Raw genomic sequence first — 22,224 nt, forward strand, 5'->3', positions numbered from 1 at the left:
CTCTGGATGCCGTGGAATTAACGCAGAGCACCCGGGCCGTCATCATTGGCGCCGGCCCGCGGGGCACCAGCGTCCTGGAGCGCCTGCTCGCGCACGCAGCCGCCGCCGGGTCCCGGATGCGCGTCCACATCGACGTCGTCGATCCCTTCCCGGCGGGGCCCGGGCACGTGTGGCAGCCGGGCCAGTCCCGCCTTTACCTCATGAACACGCAGTCCTTCTATCCAACGGTGATTCCGCAGGATCCTGCGCTGCCCGCCCCGCTTGCCGGCACCACGTTCGACCAATGGCGGATCCGCCAGCAACGGGACCCGTTGCCCGGCCTTACCGGGGATGAACGCGCCGAGCTGGCCGTCCTGGGCGCCAGCGATTTCCCCAGCCGCGCCCTGTACGGCCGCTACCTTCGCAGCACCCTGGAGGAGCTGGTGGCGAAAGCGCCGGCCAGCGTCACCATCGAGTTCCACGAGACAGAGGCGGTGTCGGTGCATCCGGCCGGCGGGGGGATGTACGACGTCGGCCTGGCCGCCGGAGGGACGCTCCGCACCAACGCGGTGGTACTGGCGCTCGGGCACGTGCCGTCGCGGCTGAACCACGAACAGCGGGCGCTGCAGGCCGCGGCGGAGCAGATTGGCCTGCGCTACCTGCCGCCGGCGGTGCCCGCGGACGTGGACTGGGACCGGATCCCTGCCGGCGAAACGGTCCTGGTGCGCGGCATGGGGCTGAACTTCTTCGACACGATGGGCCAGCTCACCGAAGGCCGCGGCGGGAAGTTCGTCGGCAACGGGGGGCGCCTGCGGTACGAACCGTCCGGCCAGGAGCCCGTCATCATCGCCGCTTCCCGGCGCGGCACCCCGTACCGGGCCAAAGCCGCGCTGGAAGGCTACTACCCGGCGTCGGTCACGCTGCGCTACCTCACTGAGGCGGCGCTGGAGCGGTTCCGGACAGCCGGCATCACTCCGGGCTTCGACCACGACCTTTGGCCGCTGCTCCACCGCGACGCCCTCTGGGCGTATTACTCCACCCTCGTGCGCTCGCATCCCGCCGCCGTCGCTGATTCCGCGGCGTTTCTCGCCGCACTCGAGGAGGCGCTGCACCCGCACGCGCACAGCGCAGCCAACTGGGAAGACGGGGTGGAAAGCGTGCTGGCGGTCCACGTCGGGCCCCGCCACCGGCTGGACCTGCACGGCCTGGCCGCCCCGCTCGCGGGCCGTTCCTTTCCTTCGCGCGCTGCGCACGACGCAGCCGTGGTGGAGTACCTGCTGGATGACGCCCGCCGCTCCGCCCTTGGCGAGGATGACCCCGTCAAGATGGCCATCGGCGCGCTCCATCACGGGCGCGCGGTGCTCAAGACGGCAGTGGCCGACGGCGGCATCACCGATGCCTCGTGGGTTGCCGGGCTCCGTGGCTGGTTCGAGTCGTTCGTGGAGGGCCTGGCAAGCGGCCCGCCGGCCATGCGTGCCGAGCAGTTGGCCGCGCTTGCGCGGGCCGGGGTGGTGGGCTTCGTGGGCCCGGACCCGAAGTTCGACGTGGACCGCAGGGAGCGGATGTTCACGGCGTCCTCCCCGTGGGTGGACGGTGGCCCCGTGCGGGCCCGGACGATGGTGGAAGCGCTGGCGCCAGGCAACCGGGTGTCCGCGAACCGGTCACCGCTCCTTGAGCAGCTGCTGGCGGACGGGCTGGTCCGGCCCCGGCTGATGATGACCCCGGAGGGGGCTCCGGTGCAGTCCACCGGCCTCGATGTGCTTCCGCACCCCTACCGCGCCCTGGCAGCCAACGGTTCGGTGACGGAGGCCCTGTACGTGCTCGGGCTGCAGCTGTCGTCCTCGCAGTGGGGCACCGCCATCGCGGCGGAGGCACTGCAGGACGGCAGCCCGGCGTACCGCAGCGGCCAGCGGACCCTGCGCGACGCCGACGAGATCGCCGCAGCCATCGTGGACAGCAGCGCTCCGACGTCCTAAAAGTTTCCCTAGACAGTGGAATAACCCGGGTCTAGGCTGGGCGGCATTGGGGGAATCCACAGGTAACTTACAGCCGGAGACAAGCTATGCCACAAAGCAGGAGATTGGTTGTTTTTGCAGCACTAAGTACCCTCGCCCTGTCAGCATTGGGGCTGACATCCGCCGTCGCACACCCGGACGGTCAGCATGGGATGGACGAGGGCCATCTGAAAGGAACGGGGGCCACCGGAAACATCGAACTGGTGGACAAGGTCAAGCTGACAGACACGCAGGACCTGATCGCCGATGTCACTGTCTCACCCGACGGGAACACTGCATTCCTGGCCAACTGGGGGGAACCGGACTGCGCCGGTCCGGAGACCGGCGGACAGACCAGCCCCGACGCCGGTGTCTACATCGTGGATATTTCCACGGTGGACCAGGCGAATCCCGCGCCGGGCACGGAGCCGGAGCGCATCGGGTTCATCCCGGCGCACCAGGACAGCCGGCCGGGCGAAGGCCTGCAGGTTCTGAACATCACCACGCCCGGCTTCACCGGGGACGTGCTGGTGGTCAACAACGAACAGTGCGGAAAGAACGGCAAGGGCGGTGTATCGCTCTTTGACGTGTCCGACCCGCGCAACCCCAAGAAACTGTCCGAGAACTTCGGCGACCGGGAACCCGGCAGCCGGGACAGCAACCAGATCCACAGTGTTTTCGCCTGGGACGCAGGAGACAAGGCGTACGTCGTGGTCTCGGACAACGAAGAACTCACCGACGTTGACATTTTCGACATCAGCAAGCCGCAGCGCCCGCGCCTCGTCGCTGAATACGACCTCAATGCCTTCAAAGTGGACCAGCCGAAAATCGGGCTGACGGACTCGTTCCTCCACGACATGGTGGTCAAGCAGATCAACGGCGACTTCATCATGCTGCTGTCCTACTGGGACGGCGGCTATGTCCTGATGAACGTGAACAACCCCGCCGATGCCAAGTTCCTCGGGGACACCGAATTCGCTGATGTTGATCCGGAACTCCTGGAGTCCCTGGGTACCTCGCTGACCCCGGAGGGCAATGCCCACCAGGCGGAGTTCACCCAGGACAACCGGTTCTTCATCGGCACGGACGAGGACTTCGCCCCGTACCGCACCGACGAATTCAAGATCACCAGCGGCGCCAACGCGGGCACGTACCCGTCCGTGATGGTGGGCGGCGGGCAGGCTCCGGCTATCCTCGATGACCTGACCCTGAACGGTCCCGTCGTCTACGGCGGCTACGGATGCCCCGACTCGGCGCCGATCCCTACCCCCGAGAGCATTCCGGGGTACCTGGAGTCACTGGAGCCGGGCGAGGAATCCATCATCGTGCTCCAGCGCGGCCCGGTGGGGGACCCGAGCGCTCCTGAAGGTGCCTGCTTCCCGGGTGAAAAGGCCCACGAAGCCGTGTTGGCCGGCTGGGAGTCCGTCCTGTTCGTGAACCACCACAACGGCGACGCCGCCGGCGGGGAACCGTTCTGCGGATCGGGCGCATTCGTCGACAACGTGGTGGCCGTCTGCACCACCCACGCAGCCTTCCACCGCCTCTTCGACGCCGCACCGCTGAACGCTCCTTGGAGCTACCCGGAAAACCCGGCCGTGGGCACCATCGGCGCGGAGATCGAGGTTGGCTCCATCTTCGACGGCTGGGGCTACGTGCACCTGTTCGATGCTGCAACCCTGCAGGACCTGGACACCTACGCCATTCCGCAGGCCCATGATCCGAAGTTCGCCCTGAACTCCGGCGACCTGAGCGTCCACGAAGTAGCGGTGGACCCGCAGGATCCGTCCATGGCTTACCTGTCGTACTACTCCGGTGGCCTGCGGGCGGTGCAGATCCAGTGCACCGACCCCGCCAAGACCGCCACGTGCGACCTGGTGGAGGTAGGCAGCTACCTGGACCAAGCCGGAAACGACTTCTGGGGCGTGGAAACCTTCATTGGCGAGGATGGCAACACCTACATTCTCGGCAGTGACCGGGACAACGGACTCTGGATCTTCACTACCAAGTAGGTCCTGTCCTTAAAGCAAGGGACCCCTGCCTGCCAGCATCGCTGGCGGACAGGGGTCCTTTTGCGGAAGGTAAGAGATTCGAACTCTTGGTACGGGGTTACCGCACACTAGTTTTCAAGACTAGCTCCTTCGGCCGCTCGGACAACCTTCCTCACCCAGTAGTGTTTCATAGGGCATTGCCTGCAACAAAACACAGCCGCGGAACGCTTCCGGGGCATGCTGGCGGGCAGAGGCCAAATGAGCCAGGGAACGGGAGTGGTGCATGAAAGCGGTCTACATTTCGGAACCGGGCGGCCCCGAGGTGCTGGAACTGCGTGACGTGCCGGTTCCGGTGCCGGGCCCCGGGGAGGTGCTCATCGATGTCGTTGCCGCCGGCCTGAACCGGGCGGATGTCCAGCAGCGGCGCGGTTTCTATCCGCCGCCGCCGGGCGCATCCGAGATCCCGGGCCTGGAGGTTTCCGGCCGGATCGCAGGCTTCGGCCCGGACGTTGCCAAGCCCTTCTCCATCGGGGACAAGGTGGTGGCGCTGCTGGCAGGCGGCGGTTACGCCCAGCAGGTGGCAGTCCCGGCCGGGCAGGTCCTGCGCGTGCCGGACGGCGTGGATCTTGTCACCGCGGCCTCCCTGCCGGAAACCGCAGCCACCGTCTATTCGAACCTGGTGATGACGGCCCAGCTTCAGCAGGGCGAGACGGTCCTCATCCACGGCGCCACCGGCGGCATCGGCACCATGGCCATCCAGCTTGCCAGGGCACTGGGCGCCCGGGTGGCCGCCACTGCCGGTACGGCCGAGAAGGTCAGTACGGCCACGGCGTTCCTCGGTGCCCACATCGGCATCAACTATGCCGAAGAGGACTTCCCGGAGAGCCTGCGCCGGCAGAACGGCGGCAAGGGCGCGGACGTGATCCTCGACGTCGTGGGGGCCAAGTACCTGCCGCAGAACGTCGACGCGCTCGCCGACTACGGCCGCCTCGTGGTCATCGGGCTCCAGGGCGGCACCAAGGGGGAACTTGACCTTGGACTGCTGCTGCGCAAGCGGGCCGCCGTCGTCGCCACTGCGCTGCGGCCCCGCCCGGTGGCGGAAAAGGGTGCCATCATGGACGCTGTGCGGGAAGCCGTCTGGCCGCTGGTCACCGACGGCAGCATCCGCCCGCTGGTGGCCCGGACGTTCCCGCTGGACCAGGTCCAGGACGCGCACCGCTACTTCGATTCCGGTGAGCACGTGGGCAAGATCCTGCTGGTGATGTAGGCCGGCCGAATCCCGAGGAGCCGCATGTCCGTCCGCCACAGCCTTCTTGCCCTGCTGCACCAGCCGCGGTACGGGTACCAGCTGCGCGCGGAGTTCCAGAACCGCACGGGCGGCACCTGGCCGCTCAATATAGGGCAGGTGTACACCACCCTGGAACGGCTGGAACGGGACGGCCTTGTCTCCAAGGCAGCCGACGGCGGCGGGCACGTGGTCTACAGCCTTACTGCAGCGGGGGAAGCCGAAGTCCGCGGCTGGTTCGCTGCTCCGGTGGAGCGGAGCAATCCGCCGCGGAACGAGCTCGCCATCAAGCTGGCGCTCGCCGTCACCCTCCCCGGGGTGGACGTGCCGGCGGTGATCCAGGCCCAGCGTGCCGCATCCATGAAGGCTTTGCAGGACTACACCAAAGCCCGGCGCGAGGGTGCCCCGGCCCAGCGGGCGGGGGACACAGCGGGGCTGCTGGTCCTGGACTCGCTGATTTTCCAGACCGAAGCCGAAATCCGTTGGCTTGACCTGTGCGAAGCCCGGCTGGTGCAGCACGCCCAGCTGAACGGGCAGGCCTAAGCCGGGGAACGCCGCCGTCGTTCGGCGCCGTCGTTCGCCGCCGCGCGGCCGCCACTCGCCGCACCACGGTGCAGGGTATCCGAAAACCCTGCCCAATCGGCCTCTGCCGTTGGTAGGGTTCCTCCCGGAACACGTGTACGAATTCTCAAGGAGGAGACATGGCCGAAACCCCAGATCCACGGAAGAATCCGCCCGGGGAGGGCGGCGCCGTGGCCACGGAACTGCCGCCGGCGGGCGTGGACCCGGCGGTCCGCGAAGCCGAGGACAGGAAATGGACGCCGGGCAAGATCGCGCTCTGGGCGGCTATTGCACTGCTGGGCGGCGTCGCCTGGTTCATGCTGGCGATCATCCGCGGCGAGACCGTCAACGCGATCTGGTTCGTGTTCGCCTCGGTGTGCACCTACCTGATCGCCTACCGCTTCTACTCCAAGGTGATCGAACGCTTCATCACCAGGCCGGACGACCTTCGCGCCACCCCGGCCGAATACAAGGCGGACGGCAAGGACTATGTCCGGACGGACCGCAACGTCCTGTTCGGCCACCACTTCGCCGCCATCGCCGGCGCCGGCCCGCTGGTGGGCCCGGTCATCGCCGCGCAGATGGGCTACCTGCCCGGCACCATCTGGATCATCATCGGCGTGGTGCTGGCCGGAGCGGTGCAGGACTACCTGGTGATGTTCTTCTCCATGCGGCGCGGCGGCCGGTCGCTGGGCCAGATGGCGCGCGAGGAACTCGGCGTCATCGGCGGTACTGCGGCCCTCATTGCCACCCTGCTGATCATGGTGATCATCGTTGCGATCCTGGCGCTCGTCGTCGTCAATGCCCTGGGTGAGAGCCCGTGGGGTGTGTTCTCGGTGGGCCTGACCATCCCCATCGCCCTGTTCATGGGTGTCTACCTGCGCTACCTGCGGCCCGGCAAGATCATGGAGGTTTCCGTGATCGGGTTCGTGCTGCTGATGGCCGCCATCATCGGCGGCGGCATCGTGGCCGAGACGCCGTGGGGTGCCGAGATCTTCAGCCTGGACAAGGTGACCATCGCCTGGGGCCTGATCATCTACGGTTTTGTCGCCGCGATCCTGCCGGTCTGGCTGCTGCTTGCCCCCCGCGACTACCTCTCCACCTTCATGAAGATCGGCGTGATCGTGATGCTGGCGCTGGCCATCATTGTGGTCCGCCCGGAAATCAATGTCCCGGCGTTCAGCGAGTTCGCGAGCCGCGACAACGGTCCGGTTTTCCCGGGTGCGCTTTTCCCGTTCCTGTTCGTCACCATCGCCTGCGGCGCCCTGTCCGGCTTCCACGCACTGATCTCCTCCGGCACCACACCCAAGCTCGTGGAGAAGGAGCGGCAGACCCGCTTCATTGGGTACGGCGGCATGCTGATGGAGTCCTTCGTGGCCATCATGGCCCTGGTGGCGGCGATTTCGATCGACCGCGGCCTGTACTTCGCCATGAACTCGCCCGCGGCCCTGACCGGCGGCACCGTGGAGACGGCGGCAACATGGGTGAACAGCCTCGGCCTGGCGGGCGTGAACCTCACGCCGGACATGCTGGCTGAAACCGCCCGGAACGTGGGTGAGGAAAGCATCGTGTCCCGCACCGGCGGCGCCCCCACCCTGGCTGTTGGCCTGGCACACATCATGCAGCAGTTCATCGGCGGCACGGCGATGATGGCCTTCTGGTACCACTTCGCCATCATGTTCGAGGCCCTGTTCATCCTCACCGCAGTGGACGCCGGCACCCGCGTTGCCCGGTTCATGCTGCAGGATTCGATCGGCAACTTCGTACCGAAGTTCAAGGAGCACTCGTGGCGGCCAGGTGCGTGGCTCTGCACGGCCATCATGGTGGGCGCCTGGGGCGCGGTGCTGCTCATGGGCGTCACCGACCCGCTGGGCGGCATCAACACGCTGTTCCCGCTGTTCGGCATCGCCAACCAGCTGCTTGCCGCGATTGCCCTGTCCGTGTGCCTGGCCATCGTGGCCAAGCAGGGGACCTTCAAGTACCTGTGGATCGTGGCACTTCCGCTGACCTTCGCTGCCGTGGTCACCATCACCGCGAGCTACCAGAAGATCTTCTCGTCCACCCCGGCCGTGGGCTACTTTGCCAACAACGCGGCATTCAGCAAGGCACTGGCGGACGGCAAGACCGAGTTCGGCACCGCCAAGTCCGTGGCCGCGATGGAAGCCGTGGTGCGCAACACCGCCATCCAGGGCTGGTTGTCCGTGATCTTCGTGGTGCTGAGCATCATCGTGATCACGACGGCGGTACTCGCCACGGTCAAGGCGTTCCGGTCCCATGCGGCGGGACGGGCCGTGACCACCAATGAAGACCCCGCCCTTCCGTCGCGGGTCTTCGCCCCGGCCGGCCTGGTGCCCACTCCGGCGGAACGTGAGCTTCTGGCCGAGTGGGAGAAGGTTCCTGCCGAACTGCGCTTCGAAAGGGCCGGACACCACTAATGATCGAGGGACTGGTCCGCGGGCTCCGGGGGATGGCCGGGTATCTGCGCGGGGTGCTGGGAGCAGACGCCTACGCCAAGTACCTGGAACACCACCGGGCCTGCGGCCACCCGTCGGCGCCACTGACGGAACGGGAATTCTGGCGCGACAGGACGGACCGCCAGGACTCCAACCCGCAGGGTCGGTGCTGCTGATTGAGCCCGCAGCGGACAAGGATGCCGGCCAGCTTCATGGAGTGGACCGCGGCCCGATTGCTCGTGAGAGTATGAACGCATGAGCGATCCGAACGACACTCAGGCACCCGGGCACTTTCCGGTGGAAGGCGCGCCCGAGGACACCCCCTTGGAAGGCACGCCTGTCAACGGTGGACCTCCGATCGAGGGCAGGCCGGTGCCCAATGGCCAGCCGCTGCCGGAGCAGTCTGTTCCAGGCCAGCCGGTTCCCGGCCAGCCCGCGGGAGCCGGCAAACCCCGGCGCAGCAACCTCCAGGACCTGGTGGACGAACCCGCCAAGGTAATGCGGATCGGCACCATGATCAGGCAGTTGCTTGAAGAGGTAAAGTCCGCCCCGCTCGATGATGCCGCCCGCGGCAGGCTCGCCGAAATCCACGAACGTTCCATCAAGGAGCTCGAGGAAGGGCTGGCGCCGGAGCTGGTGGAGGAGCTGGAGCGCATCAGCCTGCCCTTCACCGACGACGGCACACCCTCCGATGCCGAACTCAGGATCGCGCAGGCACAGCTGGTGGGATGGCTCGAAGGTCTTTTCCATGGCATCCAGACGGCCCTCGCCGCCCAGCATGCAGCCCGTGAACACGCTGCTGCCCAGCTCCAGCTGCGCCAGCTCCCCCCGGGAACGGTCATCGCACCCGGCGTCATCATCGGCGAGAACGGCGAACCCCAGCGTGCCCCCGCAGGCCAGCACCAGCAGCCCCAGGCCCGGCCGGGCCAGCGCGAAGACCCGGACCACGGCCCGGGCCAGTACCTCTAAGGCCGCGGTTGGGCTTTTTCAGCGCCGCCCGGCAGGGGCGAAAGGATGATGCGGAACTCGGGAGGGGCCTGTGGCGCCGTGCCCATGACCGCTTCCAGCGCGGCCTGGACAGATTCCACCAGGTCCTGGAGGGTGTTGACGACGACCAGCTTTACGACGAGCTGGTGGAAATAGCCAACAGCCTTGCAGCTCTCCTGATCCGGGTCCGGGCCATCTGCATGGAGGCACAGCGGCGTTCACCGAGTGAGGCGCTGGACATCCCCGACTCACTCTCCGCCGTCCACCGTGCGCTGTCCAAAGCAGGGAACTCGCTCGCCACCACGGCGGAAGCCGCCGCGATGCTGCGCCTGGCCGTGGGGCCGGTCCCGGTGGGAGCGGCCTCCGTGCGGAGGCGCGCGGAAGCGGTCTTCCGGCAGATTGACGATGCCGAGGCGGCCCTGGGCGCCTCAGGCACAGCGCCGGGGGAACCGACGGAAATTCCCGGTTAAGCGCCTGGCTTAGTTGTCCTCATTCGGCTGCTCCCTGCGGCTTGGATTTGGCAGGATGGGCCCATGACACTTTCACCGACTCTGACTTTCAACGACGGAAACACCATCCCCCAGCTCGGCTATGGCGTGTGGCAGGTTGAGGACGACGTAGCGGAGAAGGTGGTCCGCCAGGCCTTCGAGGCCGGCTTCCGCCACATCGACACCGCGAAGATCTACGGCAACGAGGCAGGCGTGGGCCGTGCCATTGCTTCGTCGGGGCTGTCGCCGGCAGAACTGTTCATCACCACCAAGCTGTGGAACTCGGACCAGGGCTACGAATCCACGCTGGCAGCGTTCGAGGACTCCATGGACCGGCTGGGCCTGGAAACGCTGGACCTGTATCTCATCCACTGGATGCAGCCCAAGCAGGATAAATACGTGGATACCTGGAGGGCCCTGGTCGAGCTGCAGAAGCGCGGCCGCGTCAAGTCCATCGGCGTCTCCAACTTCACGGTGGAGGGCCTGCAGCGGCTGATCGACGGGACCGGTGTGGTCCCTGCGATCCACCAGATCGAGCTGCACCCGTACTTCAGCCAGCGGGAGCTGCGCGAGTTCGGTGCGGCCAAGGGGATCCTGACCCAGGCGTGGTCACCGCTCGGCCAGGGCGGGGAACTGCTGGAGGACGCCACCGTGGCGGACATCGCCGCCAAGCACCGGGCCACTCCGGCGCAGGTCGTCATCGCGTGGCACCTCGCCATCGGCAACGTGGTGATCCCCAAGTCCGTGACGGAATCACGGATCCGGGAAAACTTTGCTGCGCTGGACGTCGCTCTGGACGCCGGCGACATTGAAGCAATCAACAAGCTGGACCGCACGGCTGCCGGCGAAGGCAGGATCGGCCCGGACCCGGCGGTCTCCGACTTCGCCTAGGTTTTTGACCTAGGCCGCGACGCGCCCCCGCTCCACCGGAACGGCGTCGATCACGGCCCAGCCGTCCTGGCCGCGGCAGTTCCGGCTGGCGAAGCATTCGGCCTCGGCCAAGGTGTCAAAAACCTCGGAGCGGGCGCGGCCACAGTCGGCGTCGAAGTACGTGACGTGAAATTCCTGTACGGATTGGTTCTCCATAAATCCAGTGTGCAACCAGGGTCTGACATTCCAAGGAATCAGTCCCGCGTGTTGCCCAACCGGAGCACCCGCTCCTGCGCAAGCATGGCGGCACGTGCGGCTTTATCCGCCGCACGTGCCGCCTGTTTTGCTTCTGCGGCGGCGTCGCCCAGCATGCGGCGTGAGCGCTCGAGTTCCTCGTCGGCCGCCTTGAGTCGCTTTCGGAGTGACGCCGTCTCCTCCTGGAGGGCCGCCACACGGTCCCGCGTTTCCTCAACAATGCTCCGCCGTTCCGCCGCGCGGCCAGCCGCGTCCTCTTCGGCTGCGCGGGCTTCCGCCAGCGCGGCCCGGGCTTTCTCAAGGGCACTGGGCGACGGCGGCCGCGGCGCCTGCCGGACTGCCTCCAGCCGCGGCTTGGCGGGCCTGCCGCTCGTGGTGGGGGCCGCCGTCGGACTCTCCTGAAGCCGTGGCTTGGCGGGCTTGTCGCGCCTGGTGGGTGACGGCGTCGGATGTTCCTTCGCAGGCACGCGGCGGCTGTCCGCCGACGGCAGGACGGAGGGGACCGCCACCGACCCCTCGATATCCACGGCGTTCACGCCGTCGGCCGTAAGCGTCTTCAACAGCCTGCCGCTCCGGACCGCAACGGCAGCGCCCGGGTCCGCCGTTAGTGCGCGGAGCGTTTCCTCGACATCGGCGGCCATGGCATCGCTGACGGCGCGGCCGTGCTCCTCGGCCACCTTCCGTGCGGTATCCGCCGCAGCGGAAAGCCGGGACCGGCGCTCCCGGGCCAATCCGCGGAGGGTGGCGGCGTCCAGGGACGCCTGGGCCGCCTGCATCCGGTCGCCCACTTCAGCCAGGTCATCCAACACCACGGGCTCGTGGCGCGCCAGCATGTTTACCGCCCACGCGGCCACAGATGGTTTTGGCAGCGCACGGACCGCCGCGGCAAGCGGCTTGTCCTTTCCGGCAGTTTCCTTCGCCGCGGCCGCCCGGGCGGTGATGAAGTCATCCAGCGGCAGGGCATACAGCCTATTGGCGATCTCCGCCAGCGCCGCATCATCCATGGACGCCATCATAGGCCCCGGCCGTGCACCCTCCGTGGCGGATACCGGCAGGGCCCCTGCTCCGGTGTGCGGAACAGGGGCCCTGCGGCTCTCCGGGGGTGCTACAGCGAGTACTGCTTTGGCAGTTTCAGCCCGCGCTCGGCGACGACCTCGCGGAGGCGGTCGGGGTAATCGGTGATGATGCCGTCCACGCCGGCGTCCATCAGCGCGCGCATGGTGGGCTGGTCGTTGATGGTCCAGGGGACCACCTGCATGCCCTTGGCGTGGGCCCGCTCCACCATGTCAGCCGTGACGTAGGGGACGTAGCCTTCGTCAGTGACCTTGCCGTTCTGTGGCGTTCCGTGGACCGGGGAGATAGCGTCGAAACCGAGGTAGGACGCGGCCTCGACCAGGTCACCGCCGAAGTCGTCGGAATCGATGCCGCCGAGCCAGGGTGATGCTCCGGGCTTGCCCGCCTGCAGGAAGTCCTTGTTGGTCAGGGCGACGGTACGGATGTTGGGATTGCGTTCCTGCACCAGGCGCAGTGCGCCCCAGTCGAAGCTCTGGATGGAGACACGGTGCTCCATGTGGGCTGCCTTGATTTCACGCAATGCTACGTCGACGAACTGTTCACGGGGAGCGGTCTGCTCGGGGGCGCCGGCTTCGACCTTGGTCTCGATGTTGAACTTCACCTGGCTGGCGCGGTAGCTGTTCACCAGATCAAAGACCTCGGCGAGGGTGGGCATCTTCGCGCCGGCGGAAGCCTGCTGGCCCGGGTAGTTGGCGAGCGTCTGTGAGCCGCAGTCCAATGTGCGGACCTGGGCGAAGGTCAAGTCCTTAATGTACTTGCCGACGTAGGGAAAGTCGGGGTCACCGGCAGTGACGGGTGCCGTGTCCTTGCACTTCAGGCCGCTGATTTTGCGGTCGTGGGTGACTACCTCGCGGCCGTCCTTGGTGATCTGCAGGTCAAGCTCGAGCGTGCTCACGCCCACCTCAAGGCCCTTGGCGAAGGAAGCGAGGGTTGATTCAACCGTAAGGCCAAGCCCGCCGCGGTGGGCCTGGAGGTCAAAGTGGTTCGCGGTACCGTGGGGGTTGAGGTCCGCGGCGTGGGCCGGGAGGGATGTTCCCATTGCCAGGCCGGCGGTGAGGGCGGCTGCGGTCAGCAGCTTGGTGTACTTCATGGTTGGGTTCTCCAGCGTGATGTCTTGGGGATGGACCTGCCCATCCTGTGCCCGTCCCCTGTATCGCAGGGGACGGGCAGGTGGATCGTGCCTGACGCGAGGGTGAACGTGAGGTGCTGCGACGCCACTGCAGTTCCGGATGAGCCAAGCGGAATTGGGGTGAAACGGGTCCAGCCGGCGCCGTTTAGGTTCTTCTTCCTACCTTCAGCGGCAGTGGGCGCGGGTGCGGAAGCCGTTGAACCGGCTTCCGAACACGCGCCCGGATGTGCTTCGCCTCAGGGGCGGGCTTCAAATACGAAGAGCTCAGTTCCAGCGACTTCTTCGCCGTCGTCCGGTGCGGCGAACATGCGCAGGACGTCGCCGTCGGACTCCAGGGCCACCGGATTGCGGGTCATCGAGTGCCCGGCCGTGGAGAACAGCTGGGAAGGCACCTCGTGGACGATGTCTGCGGTTGCGAGGTCGGTCAGGGCGAGGCCGCCCAACTGGAACGGGTTCCCGTCAGCAGTCTTGAGGTTGGTGACACCCGAGCAGAGCTGGTGACCGGCCCCGGCGTACTCGCAGTCCTGGTAGTCGATGAAGTGGCTGGGGTTGGCCTGGGTGCCCAGGAGCCTGCCCTCGCCGTTCCAGGTGAAGAGCTTGCGCGAACCCCAGCTGACGCCGCTGATCCGGTTGGTTTTGCGGTCCGCCACGACCCCGCCGACGTGGTCTGACTGGCGGAACTCTTCCTTGACCTCATACGTGTCCGGGTCAACGGTATAGACGATGGAGCGGCTGTTGGGGCGGTATTCGGCTACGGGCACCCAGAGCTTGGAACCGTCGAAGTCCGTGCCGCCGGGGTGGTAGACGGTGTCCTCGCCCACGACGATGTCCTTGAGCAGTTTCCCCTGGCGGTCAATGACGAAGACGTGTCCGCGGCCCTTGCCCGTGCTGCGGTCGTAGCCGTCGACGGGGGAGGGATAGCGCACGGTCGGTTCGATGATCTCGACACTGCTCAGGAAGATCTTGTCGCCGACGAGGGACATGCCCTGCGGGTGGAAGGTGGGGAAGTCCAGCTTGAGCTTTTGGACCTGCTGCCACTGCGTGTTGCGGTCCACTTTGCTAAAGGCTTCCGCTTCCGGCGTGAGACCTTTGAGCGTTTGCCCGCTGGTGGCCACAGCAGAGGTTCCGGCCGTGAGGGTGGCGACGGCGATTGCGGTAACCGCCAGGATGCGTTTCATCTTCATGTCACTCCAGGTGCTTGATCGGGAGCCCGGTGAGGGTGCGATCCAACATAGGTGCCTGGAGTGGCAAGAGGGACAACTGGAGGTGTCCAAGGGGTGAAACTCTCCATGGGGCATTGGTCGCCCGTAATTGCAGTTTAACCAGCGAAAAACCCCGGACAGCCCCTGGATCTAGGGGCTGTCCGGGGTTTATCCCGAGCTTCCTATCAGAATCGAACTGATGACCTTTTCATTACGAGTGAAACGCTCTACCGACTGAGCTAAGGAAGCACCGCGTGAATTTGCCGGCGGAACCGGGCCGTTCATGCAAGAGACAACTGTAATAGAGTCCCGGCGCCCGGGTCAAAATGGGGCCCTGTCCCGGCCCGGAAGGCTTAGCAGACCGTGTTGTCCGCAGGCACCTTTCCATTGACCAGGTAGTTGTCGACGGGGTCCTCGATGCAGGTATTGGACCGGCCGTAGGCGGTATGGCCCTCGCCCTTCCATGTCATCAGCACCGCGTTCCCCAGCTGCTTGCGCAGGGATGCCGCCCACTCCACCGGGGTGGCCGGGTCGCCCGTCGTGCCAATGACAACGATCGGGGAATCGCCCGTGTACTCCACCGGGGCCGGCGTCCGGACGTTCTCGTACGGCCAGTCGGCGCAGTTGGCACCGCCGTACGCGAAGAAGTAGCCCAGCGTGGGTGAGTCCTGCATGAGGCGCCGCTGCTCGGCACGCATGGCCCCGGCGTCGGCCTCCATGGGATAGTCCAGGCAGTTGATGGCATTGAAGGCAAACGTGGAGTTGGAGGTGTAGGTGCCGTTGGAGGACCGGTCGGCCCCGATGTCTGCCAGCCGCAGCATGAGGCTGACATCCCCGTCCAGCGCAGCCTCGATCGCCTGGGTCAGGGCGGGCCAGCTTTCGTCATTGTAGAGCGGCGTGATCAGGCCGCTGACGAACGTCGTGGCATTGACCAGCCTGCCATCCTTGGCCTTTTGCGGGTTCTGCTGGATGCCGTTGATCAGGTCCCGGATCAACTGGACGCCGGAATCCACGTCACCGCCCAGCGGGCAGCCGTCCTGCCGCTGGCAATCGGCCACGTAGGACCGGATGGCCTTTTCAAACGCCCGGGCCTGTCCGCGGGTCAGTTCCTCGTTGCTGATGGAGGGGTCCAATGCGCCGTCCAGCACCATCCGGCCCACCTGGTCCGGGAACAGTGACGCGTACGTGGAACCCAGGAACGTCCCGTAGGAGTAGCCCAGGTAGTTCAGCTTGGCATCATTCACCACGGCACGCAGGATGTCCAGGTCCCGGGCCGAGCTCTCCGTATCGATGTGCGCCAGCGACGGGCCCGTCTGCTCCATGCACTGCGCGGCGATCGCCTTATTGTCGGCCAGCGCGGCCGCAAGCCCGGCCTCAGTGTCGAGGTCGTAGATCTTGGCCCGCGCTGCATCGCGTTCGGCATCGGTCATGCACTTGACGGGCGCCGACCGCTTCACGCCGCGGGGGTCGAACCCCACCAGGTCGTACGCGTCGCGCACAGGCTGGGAAAAGTGCGTCAGCGTTGCGTCTTTGACGAAGTCGTATCCGGAGGCTCCCGGACCGCCCGGGTTGACCAGAAGGCTTCCCTTTTTCTTTCCCGTGCTGGGGGCCCGCAGTGCGGCGATCTGGATGGTCTCGCCGTCGGGGTTGCCGTAATCCATGGGAACGGTCACCTGGGTGCACTGGAAGTCTTCCTCACAGGGCTCCCATACCACCTCCTGGGAGTAGAACTCCTCCAGGCCTTCGGGGGCGCCCGCCACGATCGACGGGTCGGCCTTGGCCGTGGCCGGTTCCGCCCGGTCCTCCCCGCCGCCCAGCAGGCTGCACGACGCCAGCACCAGGGTCAGCGCCAGGACCCCCGCGGCACGCAGGGGGCGGCCCGCCCGGGCGCGGCCGTTGGCGCCGCCGGCAGGAAATCGGTGCCGTGCGGCGGATGGACGGGCAGTCATCGGGTCTCCTTGGAAGGTCAGATCAGGCTGGCTGCCATGGACTCTATGGTCAACAGCGGTGCAACGTTGGTGGTGGTGATGCGTTCGCGGGCTTTGTTGATGGCGTCCATCCGGGCGAGCGTGGCTTCGGGCGTGGAGCGTCCGGCGAACTCTTCGAGTTCACTCCTCAGCTCAACGTTCACCAGTTCAACGGCGTTCCCGAGCTGGATGACCAGCACATCGCGGTAAAAAGACAGCAGATCCGTCAGGGTGCGGTCCAGTGAGTCGGTGATGGACCGTTTGGCGCGCCGCTTCTGGTCTTCCTCCAACTGCTTTACCTGGCTGCGCATGGCCGGCGGCAGGGTGCCGGTTTCCGGTGCGCCAAGGGTGGCCAGGAGCGCCGCCTTCTCCGCTGCGTCCCGTTCCTCGTTGGAGCTGGTGGCCTCCGCGGTGGCGATCCTGACCAGCTTCTCGGCCATCATCACGGCCGCGGTGACCCCGCGCAGTCCCAGCGGGAAGCGGACGGTCTCCAGGCGCCGGGCCCTGGCGTCGGGGTCGCGCGCCAGGCGCCGGGCAATTCCAACATGGCTCTGCGCCGCGCGCGCCGCGCGTTCAGCAAGAGCGGGCTCCACGCCGTCGCGCTTAACCAGGAGGGCAGCCACGTCCGACGCCGGCGGCAACCGGAGCGCCACGCTGCGGCAGCGCGACCGGATGGTCACCAGGACGTCCGCCGGGGACGGCGCGCACAGCATCCACACCGTCCGCGGCGTGGGCTCCTCGATGGCCTTGAGCAGCACGTTGGTGGTCCGCTCTGCCATCCTGTCCGCGTCCTCCACCACGATGATGCGCCAGCGGCCGGACGAGGGCCGGTTGCCGGCAGTGGCCACGAGTTCACGGGCCTCGTCGATGGTGATGGTGACCTTCTCCGTGCGGACGAAGGTCACGTCCGAGTGTGTTTCGCCCAGGATCGTCAGGCAGGCGGCACAGGTTCCGCAGCCGCGGCGGGTGACGTCCTCCTGGTCGCAGTTCAGCGCCGCAGCGAACGCCTTTGCAGCGTTCGAACGGCCGGATCCGGGCGGGCCGGTGAACAGCCAGGCGTGCGTCAGCCCTTCGCCGCTGGACGCCTGGCGCAACTGGCCGACGACGGCGGGCTGGCCCTGCAGGTCATCCCATACGGTCACGCGCTGCCTCCCCGGTCCGGGTCAAGGAGGGCGTCCACCCGCGCCAGGATTCGCCCGGCCAGCTCCTCGACGGGAAGACGGGCGGGCAGCACCAGATAGGCCTCCGGGCGGTCCTCGGCAAGCTTCAGGAAGGCGGCCCGGATCTGCGCGTGGAAGTCGTCGGCCTCGGACTCCATCCGGTCCTCGGCGGCGTCCCCGGCGGTGCGGCGGCTGCGGCCTACCCCGGGCTCCACATCCAACAGGACCGTCAGCTGTGGTTCCAGGCCCGAGGTCGCCCACTCGTTCAGGGAACGGACGGCCCCGGTCCCCAGGCCGCGGCCGGCTCCCTGGTAAGCCACGGAGGAATCGATGTAACGGTCCGTCAGCACGATTCCGCCACGTTCCAGCGCCGGCCGGATGACCTGCTCGGCATGCGCAGCCCGCGACGCGGCGAAAATCAGGGCCTCGGTGCGGGCGTCAATGTGGCCATGGCCGTGGTCCAGCACCAGCGAGCGGAGCTTCTCACCGATGGGGGTGCCGCCCGGCTCGCGGGTTCGGAGGACGGAAAGGCCCCGGGATTCCAGCGTTTCAGCAAGCCGGGCAGCCTGGGTGGACTTGCCTGCGCCGTCGCCGCCTTCAAACGCGATGAAGAGTCCGGCCCTTGATGTGCTCACTTCTAAAGCCTACCGATCCGGACCGACTTTCCGGGACCCGCTGTGGGTAAGTGCCGGGGCCTGTCATCGCTTTCCGGCCTGCCGGGACCGGACAGTACTCTGTCAGCATGAGTCTTTCCGAACAGCATGCCGCCGCCCTGTCCGCGGAGACGGTGGTGGTTGCCGCGGGTCGTCCCGCCCGCGGGCGGGACCAGCCGGTAAACCCGCCGATCGTCCTGTCCTCCACATACTTCGGCACCGGACCGCTGGCCGACGGCGACCGCGGCTATGGGCGATACTCCAACCCCACGTGGGACCCGTTCGAGGAGGCGCTCGGCCAGTTGGAGGGTGCCGAACTGCCCGCGCTTCTGTACGCCTCCGGCCTGGCCGCCGTCAGTTCGGCCCTGTCCCTGATCCCTGCCGGGGGAGTGCTGGTCATGCCCACGCACAGCTACGCCGGCTCCCTGGTGATGGCCACCGAACTGGCGCAAAAGGGCGCCCTGGAACTGCGCACCGTTGATATTTCGGACACCGCCGCTGTAAAGGCGGCGCTGGCGCCTGCCGGTCCGGACTCGCGGGCTGCAGCCATGCTCTGGCTGGAAAGCCCCACCAACCCGATGCTGGGAATCGCCGACATCGCCGCACTCACTGAAGCCGCCCACGCCGCCGGCGCCATCGTGGTCACGGACAATACCTTTTCCACCCCTTTGGTGCAGCAGCCGCTCAAGCTTGGATCCGACGTCGTCCTCCACTCGGTGACCAAGTACCTGGCCGGCCATTCCGACGTCGTCCTCGGTGCCCTGGTGACGAGCAACCCGGACATCCGCTCGGCATTGCTGCACCACCGCACCATCCACGGCGCCATCGCCGGTCCCTTCGAAGCATGGCTGGCGCTCCGGGGCCTGCGGACCTTGGCCCTGCGCGTGGAGCGTTCCCAGGCGTCCGCCATGGTCCTCGCCGAGCGGCTGAGCCGGGAAGAGCGGATCGAGTCCGTGCGCTTCCCCGGGCTGCCCGGGGACCCGGGCCACGAGCGCGCGAAGGCACAAATGACCGGCTTCGGTTCCATCGTGTGCATCCAACTTGCTCCGGCAGGCGGAGAAAGCGGGGCCGAAGCGGCGGACCGGCTGGTCCGGGCGGTGGACCTGTGGCTCCCGGCCACCTCCCTGGGCGGAGTGGAGTCCCTCATTGAACGCCGGCGCCGCCACACCGCGGAGCCGCAAAGCGTCCCGGAGAACCTGGTCCGGCTGAGCGTAGGCATCGAAAACGTCGAGGACCTGTGGGCGGACCTGAAGCAGGCGCTGGACCGGCTGGACGGCTAGGCTTGTCCCGTGGACGTTGATTCGATGATTGGGTTTGTTGAGCGGACGATTTTCCTGGTCCTTGCCGTGGTTGCGGTGGGGCTGGAACTCTGGGCGCTGGTTGACTGCGCCCGGCACCGGGCCAACGCGTTCGAGGCCACGGGCAAGCGGACCAAGGGATTCTGGCTGGCGCTGACCGGTGGTGCCGCGCTGATCGGCGTCATTTCGCTGCTCAGCAGCAGCTCAGGCATCTTTGGCACGCTGGGGCTGTTCGGCCTGGCCGCCGTCGTCGCCGCCTCGGTTTACCTCGCCGATGTTCGCCCGGCCGTCAAGGACGCGGGCCGCGGAGGCAGCCGGAACATGGGGCCGTACGGCCCCTGGTAGGGGCCACCGGCTCCCTGGGCTCCACGCCCGCCCAAGGAACCCCTGCCCGCCCGTGCCTGCTAACCCCGCGGCGCCACGGCCTCCCAGGCCACCGTCAGTTCCCCGAGCCGCCAGCGCGCCGGTCCATCCTGGACCGGCCAGCCCGCGTCCCGAAGGGACCGGCACATTCCCTGCCAGCGCTGCCGGTTGCCGAAGGCGCCCAGCGGGGCGCACTCCAGCCACGCACGGTCCATGGCCTGCAGGAACGTGTGGACCGGTTCCCCCGGAACGTTCCGATGGATGAGCGCTTTCGGCAGCCGCTCCGCAACCTCTGACGGCAGGCCGAAACTTCCGAACCGGACGGAGACGCTCAGCGAAAGCGGCCGTTCGGAGTCCAGCGCCACCCACGCCACGCGGCGGCCGATCTCGTCGCAGGTTCCGTCGACAAACAACCCCTGCGGCGCGAGCCGTCCCTGCACCAGTTGCCAGATCCCGGCGACGTCCGCCTCCTCATACTGCCGCAGCACGTTGAACGCGCGCACCAGGACCGGCCGTCCGGCGACGGGAAGCTCGAAACCACCCACCCGGAAGCTCAGGCCCGGGCGTTCGAGCGGACGCGCGGCCCGGACCCGCTCTGGTTCAATTTCGATGCCGTACACTCGCACGTCGGGCCGCGCTGCGGCCAGCCGGGTATACAGTTCGACGGCGGTGGCCGGCGTCGCGCCGTAGCCCAGGTCCACTACCAGCGGGTCAGCCGCTGTACGAAGGCGCCAGGCCTGCGGTCCCGTCACCCAGCGGTCCACCCGCCGCATGCGGTTGGGATTGGTGGTGCCGCGGGTAACATTCCCCACCGGTCGGCCATGGCCGCCCTGCACCCGTTCAGCCTTCTGCACCACCGTGCCACCTTATCGCGGGGGCCCCGCCGCAGCGGCGTAACGCCCGGCAACGCCCGTAACTGCTCGGCTAGGATGAAAATCATGACTTACAAGCTGATTCTGCTGCGCCACGGCCACAGCGAATGGAACGCCAAGAACCTGTTCACCGGCTGGGTGGATGTCGACCTGAACGACCAGGGCCGCGAGGAAGCAGCACGCGGCGGTGAGCTGCTGGTGGAGAACAACGTTCTGCCGGACGTGCTCTACACCTCGCTGCTCAAGCGCGCCATCAACACCGCCAACATAGCCCTGGACAAGGCTGACCGCGGCTGGATCCCGGTGAAGCGGGACTGGCGCCTGAACGAACGCCACTACGGCGCATTGCAGGGCAAGGACAAGGCACAGACGCTCGCTGAATACGGTGAGGAGCAGTTCATGGAGTGGCGCCGGTCCTACGACACCCCGCCGCCGCCCCTGGACGACAGCTCCGAGTTCTCCCAGGCCCACGATCCCCGCTACGCGGATCTCGGCGACGCCCTCCCGCGCACCGAGTGCCTCAAGGATGTGCTGGTCCGGCTCCTGCCGTACTGGGAGTCGGACATCAAGGAAGACCTGAAGGCCGGAAAAACCGTCCTGGTCACCGCGCACGGCAATTCGCTGCGTGCCCTGGTCAAGCACCTGGACGGCATCAGCGACGAAGCCATCGCCGGCCTGAATATCCCCACCGGTATCCCGCTGGTGTACGACCTCGACGAAAACTTCCAGCCCGTCAACCCCGGCGGAACCTACCTGGACCCTGAAGCCGCGGAACAGGCCATCCTGGCCGTAGCCAACCAGGGCAAGAAATAAGGCGCTAACGCAGACGACGGCGGGCTGGCCACCTGAGGTGGCCAGCCCGCCGTCGTCTGTCCCCGAGGGGCTAGCTGTGTTCGGTGCCGTTCGGCTGCCATGCGCCGGTGACCAGGTAGGTCACCTTCTGGGCGACGGAGACGCCGTGGTCCGCGAAGCGTTCGAAGTACCGGCTGGCGAGGGCAACATCCACGGTGGTGGCGGGCGACTCGTTCCACTCGGGAGCTGCAATGGCCTTGAAAACGCTCAGGTGCAGGTCGTTGATGGCGGTGTTGGCCTTGAGGACGTCCCGGGCCACCTCCAGGTCGCGGGTCTCCAGCAGCACGGTGAGCTTGTCGGCGATTTCCTGGTCCAGTTCAGCCATGCGGTTGAACGTCTCTGTCATGGAGGCGGGAATCACCGTTGAGGGGTAGCGGAGGCGGGCCAGCTGGGCGATGTGCCGGGCGAGGTCACCCATGCGTTCCAGGGAGGCGCTCATGCGGAGCGATCCAACGAGCATCCGGAGGTCGCTGGCCACGGGGCCCTGCAGCGCGAGGATGTCGATGGCGCGCTCGTCCAGGCTGTTCTGGAGGAAATCGATCCGCGCATCGGCAGCAATGACGTCCTGGGCAAGATCCACATCCGCTACCTGGAACGAGGTGGTCGCCTTCTCCATTGCTTCGCTGACCAGGCGGGAGATTTCCACCAGCTGGTCACCGACTTGGGTGAGCTCTTCCTGAAAAACCTTACGCACGTGGGCGTCCTTTCTTCGGAACTCCCACCGGCCGTGACCACGGCGGCAGGAATCGTATCGCCGTTAGGCACTCCAACTCGTTACCCTGCCAGTATGCGGT

General features: G+C 67.1%; 21 protein-coding genes and 2 tRNA genes. 12 read left to right on the plus strand and 11 right to left on the minus strand.

All coding sequences use genetic code 11. From position 1 onward, the window contains the following. The first annotated feature begins 11 nt into the window (after positions 1-11). Together ACIQCM_RS15135 and ACIQCM_RS15140 are read left to right on the plus strand one after the other, a co-directional pair. The gene (locus ACIQCM_RS15135; RefSeq protein WP_400606906.1) at positions 12-1,955 is read left to right on the plus strand and encodes an FAD/NAD(P)-binding protein; all 1,944 of its coding nucleotides are present in this window, start codon (positions 12-14) and stop codon (positions 1,953-1,955) included. Between the two features lie 191 nt (positions 1,956-2,146). Beyond that, positions 2,147-3,982 (plus strand): LVIVD repeat-containing protein, encoded by a 1,836-nt coding sequence (locus ACIQCM_RS15140; RefSeq protein ID WP_400606909.1) that lies wholly within the window; start codon positions 2,147-2,149, stop codon positions 3,980-3,982. Positions 3,983-4,045: 63 nt separating this feature from the next. Here ACIQCM_RS15140 and ACIQCM_RS15145 read toward each other — a convergent pair. Continuing rightward, positions 4,046-4,133: transfer RNA gene (locus ACIQCM_RS15145), tRNA-Ser, on the minus strand. Positions 4,134-4,244: 111 nt separating this feature from the next. Between ACIQCM_RS15145 and ACIQCM_RS15150 the strand changes: the two genes are divergently transcribed. From ACIQCM_RS15150 to ACIQCM_RS15180, 7 genes are all read left to right on the plus strand, one after another. Then, entirely contained in the window at positions 4,245-5,228 is a 984-nt protein-coding gene (locus ACIQCM_RS15150; RefSeq protein WP_400606911.1) for an NAD(P)H-quinone oxidoreductase, read from the plus strand. 24 nt (positions 5,229-5,252) lie between these two features. After that, complete coding sequence (locus ACIQCM_RS15155) at positions 5,253-5,789, plus strand: PadR family transcriptional regulator (RefSeq protein WP_400606914.1); 537 nt, start codon at positions 5,253-5,255, stop codon at positions 5,787-5,789. A 158-nt stretch (positions 5,790-5,947) separates the two neighbouring features. Then, complete coding sequence (locus ACIQCM_RS15160) at positions 5,948-8,242, plus strand: carbon starvation CstA family protein (protein WP_400606917.1); 2,295 nt, start codon at positions 5,948-5,950, stop codon at positions 8,240-8,242. Continuing rightward, positions 8,242-8,436: a YbdD/YjiX family protein gene (locus ACIQCM_RS15165; RefSeq protein WP_400606918.1), complete on the plus strand. Its 195-nt coding sequence runs from the start codon at positions 8,242-8,244 to the stop codon at positions 8,434-8,436. The genes ACIQCM_RS15160 and ACIQCM_RS15165 overlap by 1 nt, the downstream gene beginning before the upstream one ends. A 79-nt stretch (positions 8,437-8,515) precedes the next feature. Next, a complete protein-coding gene (locus tag ACIQCM_RS15170) occupies positions 8,516-9,229 on the plus strand; it encodes a bacterial proteasome activator family protein (RefSeq protein ID WP_400606921.1) in 714 nt (237 codons plus the stop codon). 8 nt (positions 9,230-9,237) lie between these two features. Next, positions 9,238-9,717: a hypothetical protein gene (locus ACIQCM_RS15175; protein WP_400606922.1), complete on the plus strand. Its 480-nt coding sequence runs from the start codon at positions 9,238-9,240 to the stop codon at positions 9,715-9,717. 63 nt (positions 9,718-9,780) lie between these two features. Continuing rightward, positions 9,781-10,626 carry an aldo/keto reductase gene (locus ACIQCM_RS15180; protein ID WP_400606924.1) on the plus strand — a complete coding sequence of 282 codons (846 nt, stop codon included), beginning with the start codon at positions 9,781-9,783 and terminating at the stop codon, positions 10,624-10,626. A gap of 9 nt (positions 10,627-10,635) precedes the next feature. On the opposite strand, the gene ACIQCM_RS15185 is transcribed toward ACIQCM_RS15180, so the two are convergent. From ACIQCM_RS15185 to tmk, 8 genes are all read right to left on the minus strand, one after another. Beyond that, entirely contained in the window at positions 10,636-10,821 is a 186-nt protein-coding gene (locus tag ACIQCM_RS15185; RefSeq protein ID WP_400606927.1) for a hypothetical protein, read from the minus strand. Positions 10,822-10,859: 38 nt separating this feature from the next. Beyond that, positions 10,860-11,864 (minus strand): hypothetical protein, encoded by a 1,005-nt coding sequence (locus ACIQCM_RS15190; RefSeq protein ID WP_400606930.1) that lies wholly within the window; start codon positions 11,862-11,864, stop codon positions 10,860-10,862. Between the two features lie 101 nt (positions 11,865-11,965). Next, positions 11,966-13,024 (minus strand): glycerophosphodiester phosphodiesterase, encoded by a 1,059-nt coding sequence (locus ACIQCM_RS15195; RefSeq protein ID WP_400606933.1) that lies wholly within the window; start codon positions 13,022-13,024, stop codon positions 11,966-11,968. A gap of 275 nt (positions 13,025-13,299) precedes the next feature. After that, the gene (locus tag ACIQCM_RS15200; protein ID WP_400606935.1) at positions 13,300-14,247 is read right to left on the minus strand and encodes a DUF6454 family protein; all 948 of its coding nucleotides are present in this window, start codon (positions 14,245-14,247) and stop codon (positions 13,300-13,302) included. A 194-nt stretch (positions 14,248-14,441) separates the two neighbouring features. Continuing rightward, positions 14,442-14,514 (minus strand) — tRNA-Thr (locus ACIQCM_RS15205). 104 nt (positions 14,515-14,618) lie between these two features. Then, entirely contained in the window at positions 14,619-16,214 is a 1,596-nt protein-coding gene (locus tag ACIQCM_RS15210; protein WP_400606938.1) for an alpha/beta hydrolase, read from the minus strand. A gap of 17 nt (positions 16,215-16,231) precedes the next feature. Then, positions 16,232-17,374, minus strand: coding sequence for a DNA polymerase III subunit delta' (locus tag ACIQCM_RS15215; protein ID WP_400606940.1), 1,143 nt, complete (start codon positions 17,372-17,374; stop codon positions 16,232-16,234). Then, a complete protein-coding gene (gene tmk, locus ACIQCM_RS15220) occupies positions 17,371-18,027 on the minus strand; it encodes a dTMP kinase (RefSeq protein ID WP_400606943.1) in 657 nt (218 codons plus the stop codon). Before tmk ends, ACIQCM_RS15215 begins: the two co-directional genes overlap by 4 nt. A gap of 107 nt (positions 18,028-18,134) precedes the next feature. Here tmk and ACIQCM_RS15225 point away from each other — a divergent pair, with 107 nt between their 5' ends. Beyond that, positions 18,135-19,325 carry a trans-sulfuration enzyme family protein gene (locus ACIQCM_RS15225; RefSeq protein WP_400606944.1) on the plus strand — a complete coding sequence of 397 codons (1,191 nt, stop codon included), beginning with the start codon at positions 18,135-18,137 and terminating at the stop codon, positions 19,323-19,325. 24 nt (positions 19,326-19,349) lie between these two features. Then, a complete protein-coding gene (locus ACIQCM_RS15230) occupies positions 19,350-19,688 on the plus strand; it encodes a DUF2516 family protein (protein WP_400606989.1) in 339 nt (112 codons plus the stop codon). Between the two features lie 59 nt (positions 19,689-19,747). Here the strand turns inward: ACIQCM_RS15230 and ACIQCM_RS15235 are convergent, their stop codons facing one another. Next, complete coding sequence (locus ACIQCM_RS15235; RefSeq protein ID WP_400606946.1) at positions 19,748-20,563, minus strand: class I SAM-dependent methyltransferase; 816 nt, start codon at positions 20,561-20,563, stop codon at positions 19,748-19,750. Between the two features lie 81 nt (positions 20,564-20,644). On the opposite strand from ACIQCM_RS15235, the gene ACIQCM_RS15240 reads away from it, so the two are divergent. Beyond that, complete coding sequence (locus ACIQCM_RS15240; protein ID WP_400606949.1) at positions 20,645-21,391, plus strand: phosphoglyceromutase; 747 nt, start codon at positions 20,645-20,647, stop codon at positions 21,389-21,391. Between the two features lie 70 nt (positions 21,392-21,461). Here the strand turns inward: ACIQCM_RS15240 and phoU are convergent, their stop codons facing one another. After that, positions 21,462-22,124: a phosphate signaling complex protein PhoU gene (gene phoU / locus ACIQCM_RS15245; protein WP_400606951.1), complete on the minus strand. Its 663-nt coding sequence runs from the start codon at positions 22,122-22,124 to the stop codon at positions 21,462-21,464. Between the last annotated feature and the right edge of the window lie 100 nt (positions 22,125-22,224).

It is taken from the genome of Pseudarthrobacter sp. NPDC092439, assembly GCF_044754945.1.
Taxonomy (GTDB): Bacteria; Actinomycetota; Actinomycetes; order Actinomycetales; family Micrococcaceae; genus Arthrobacter.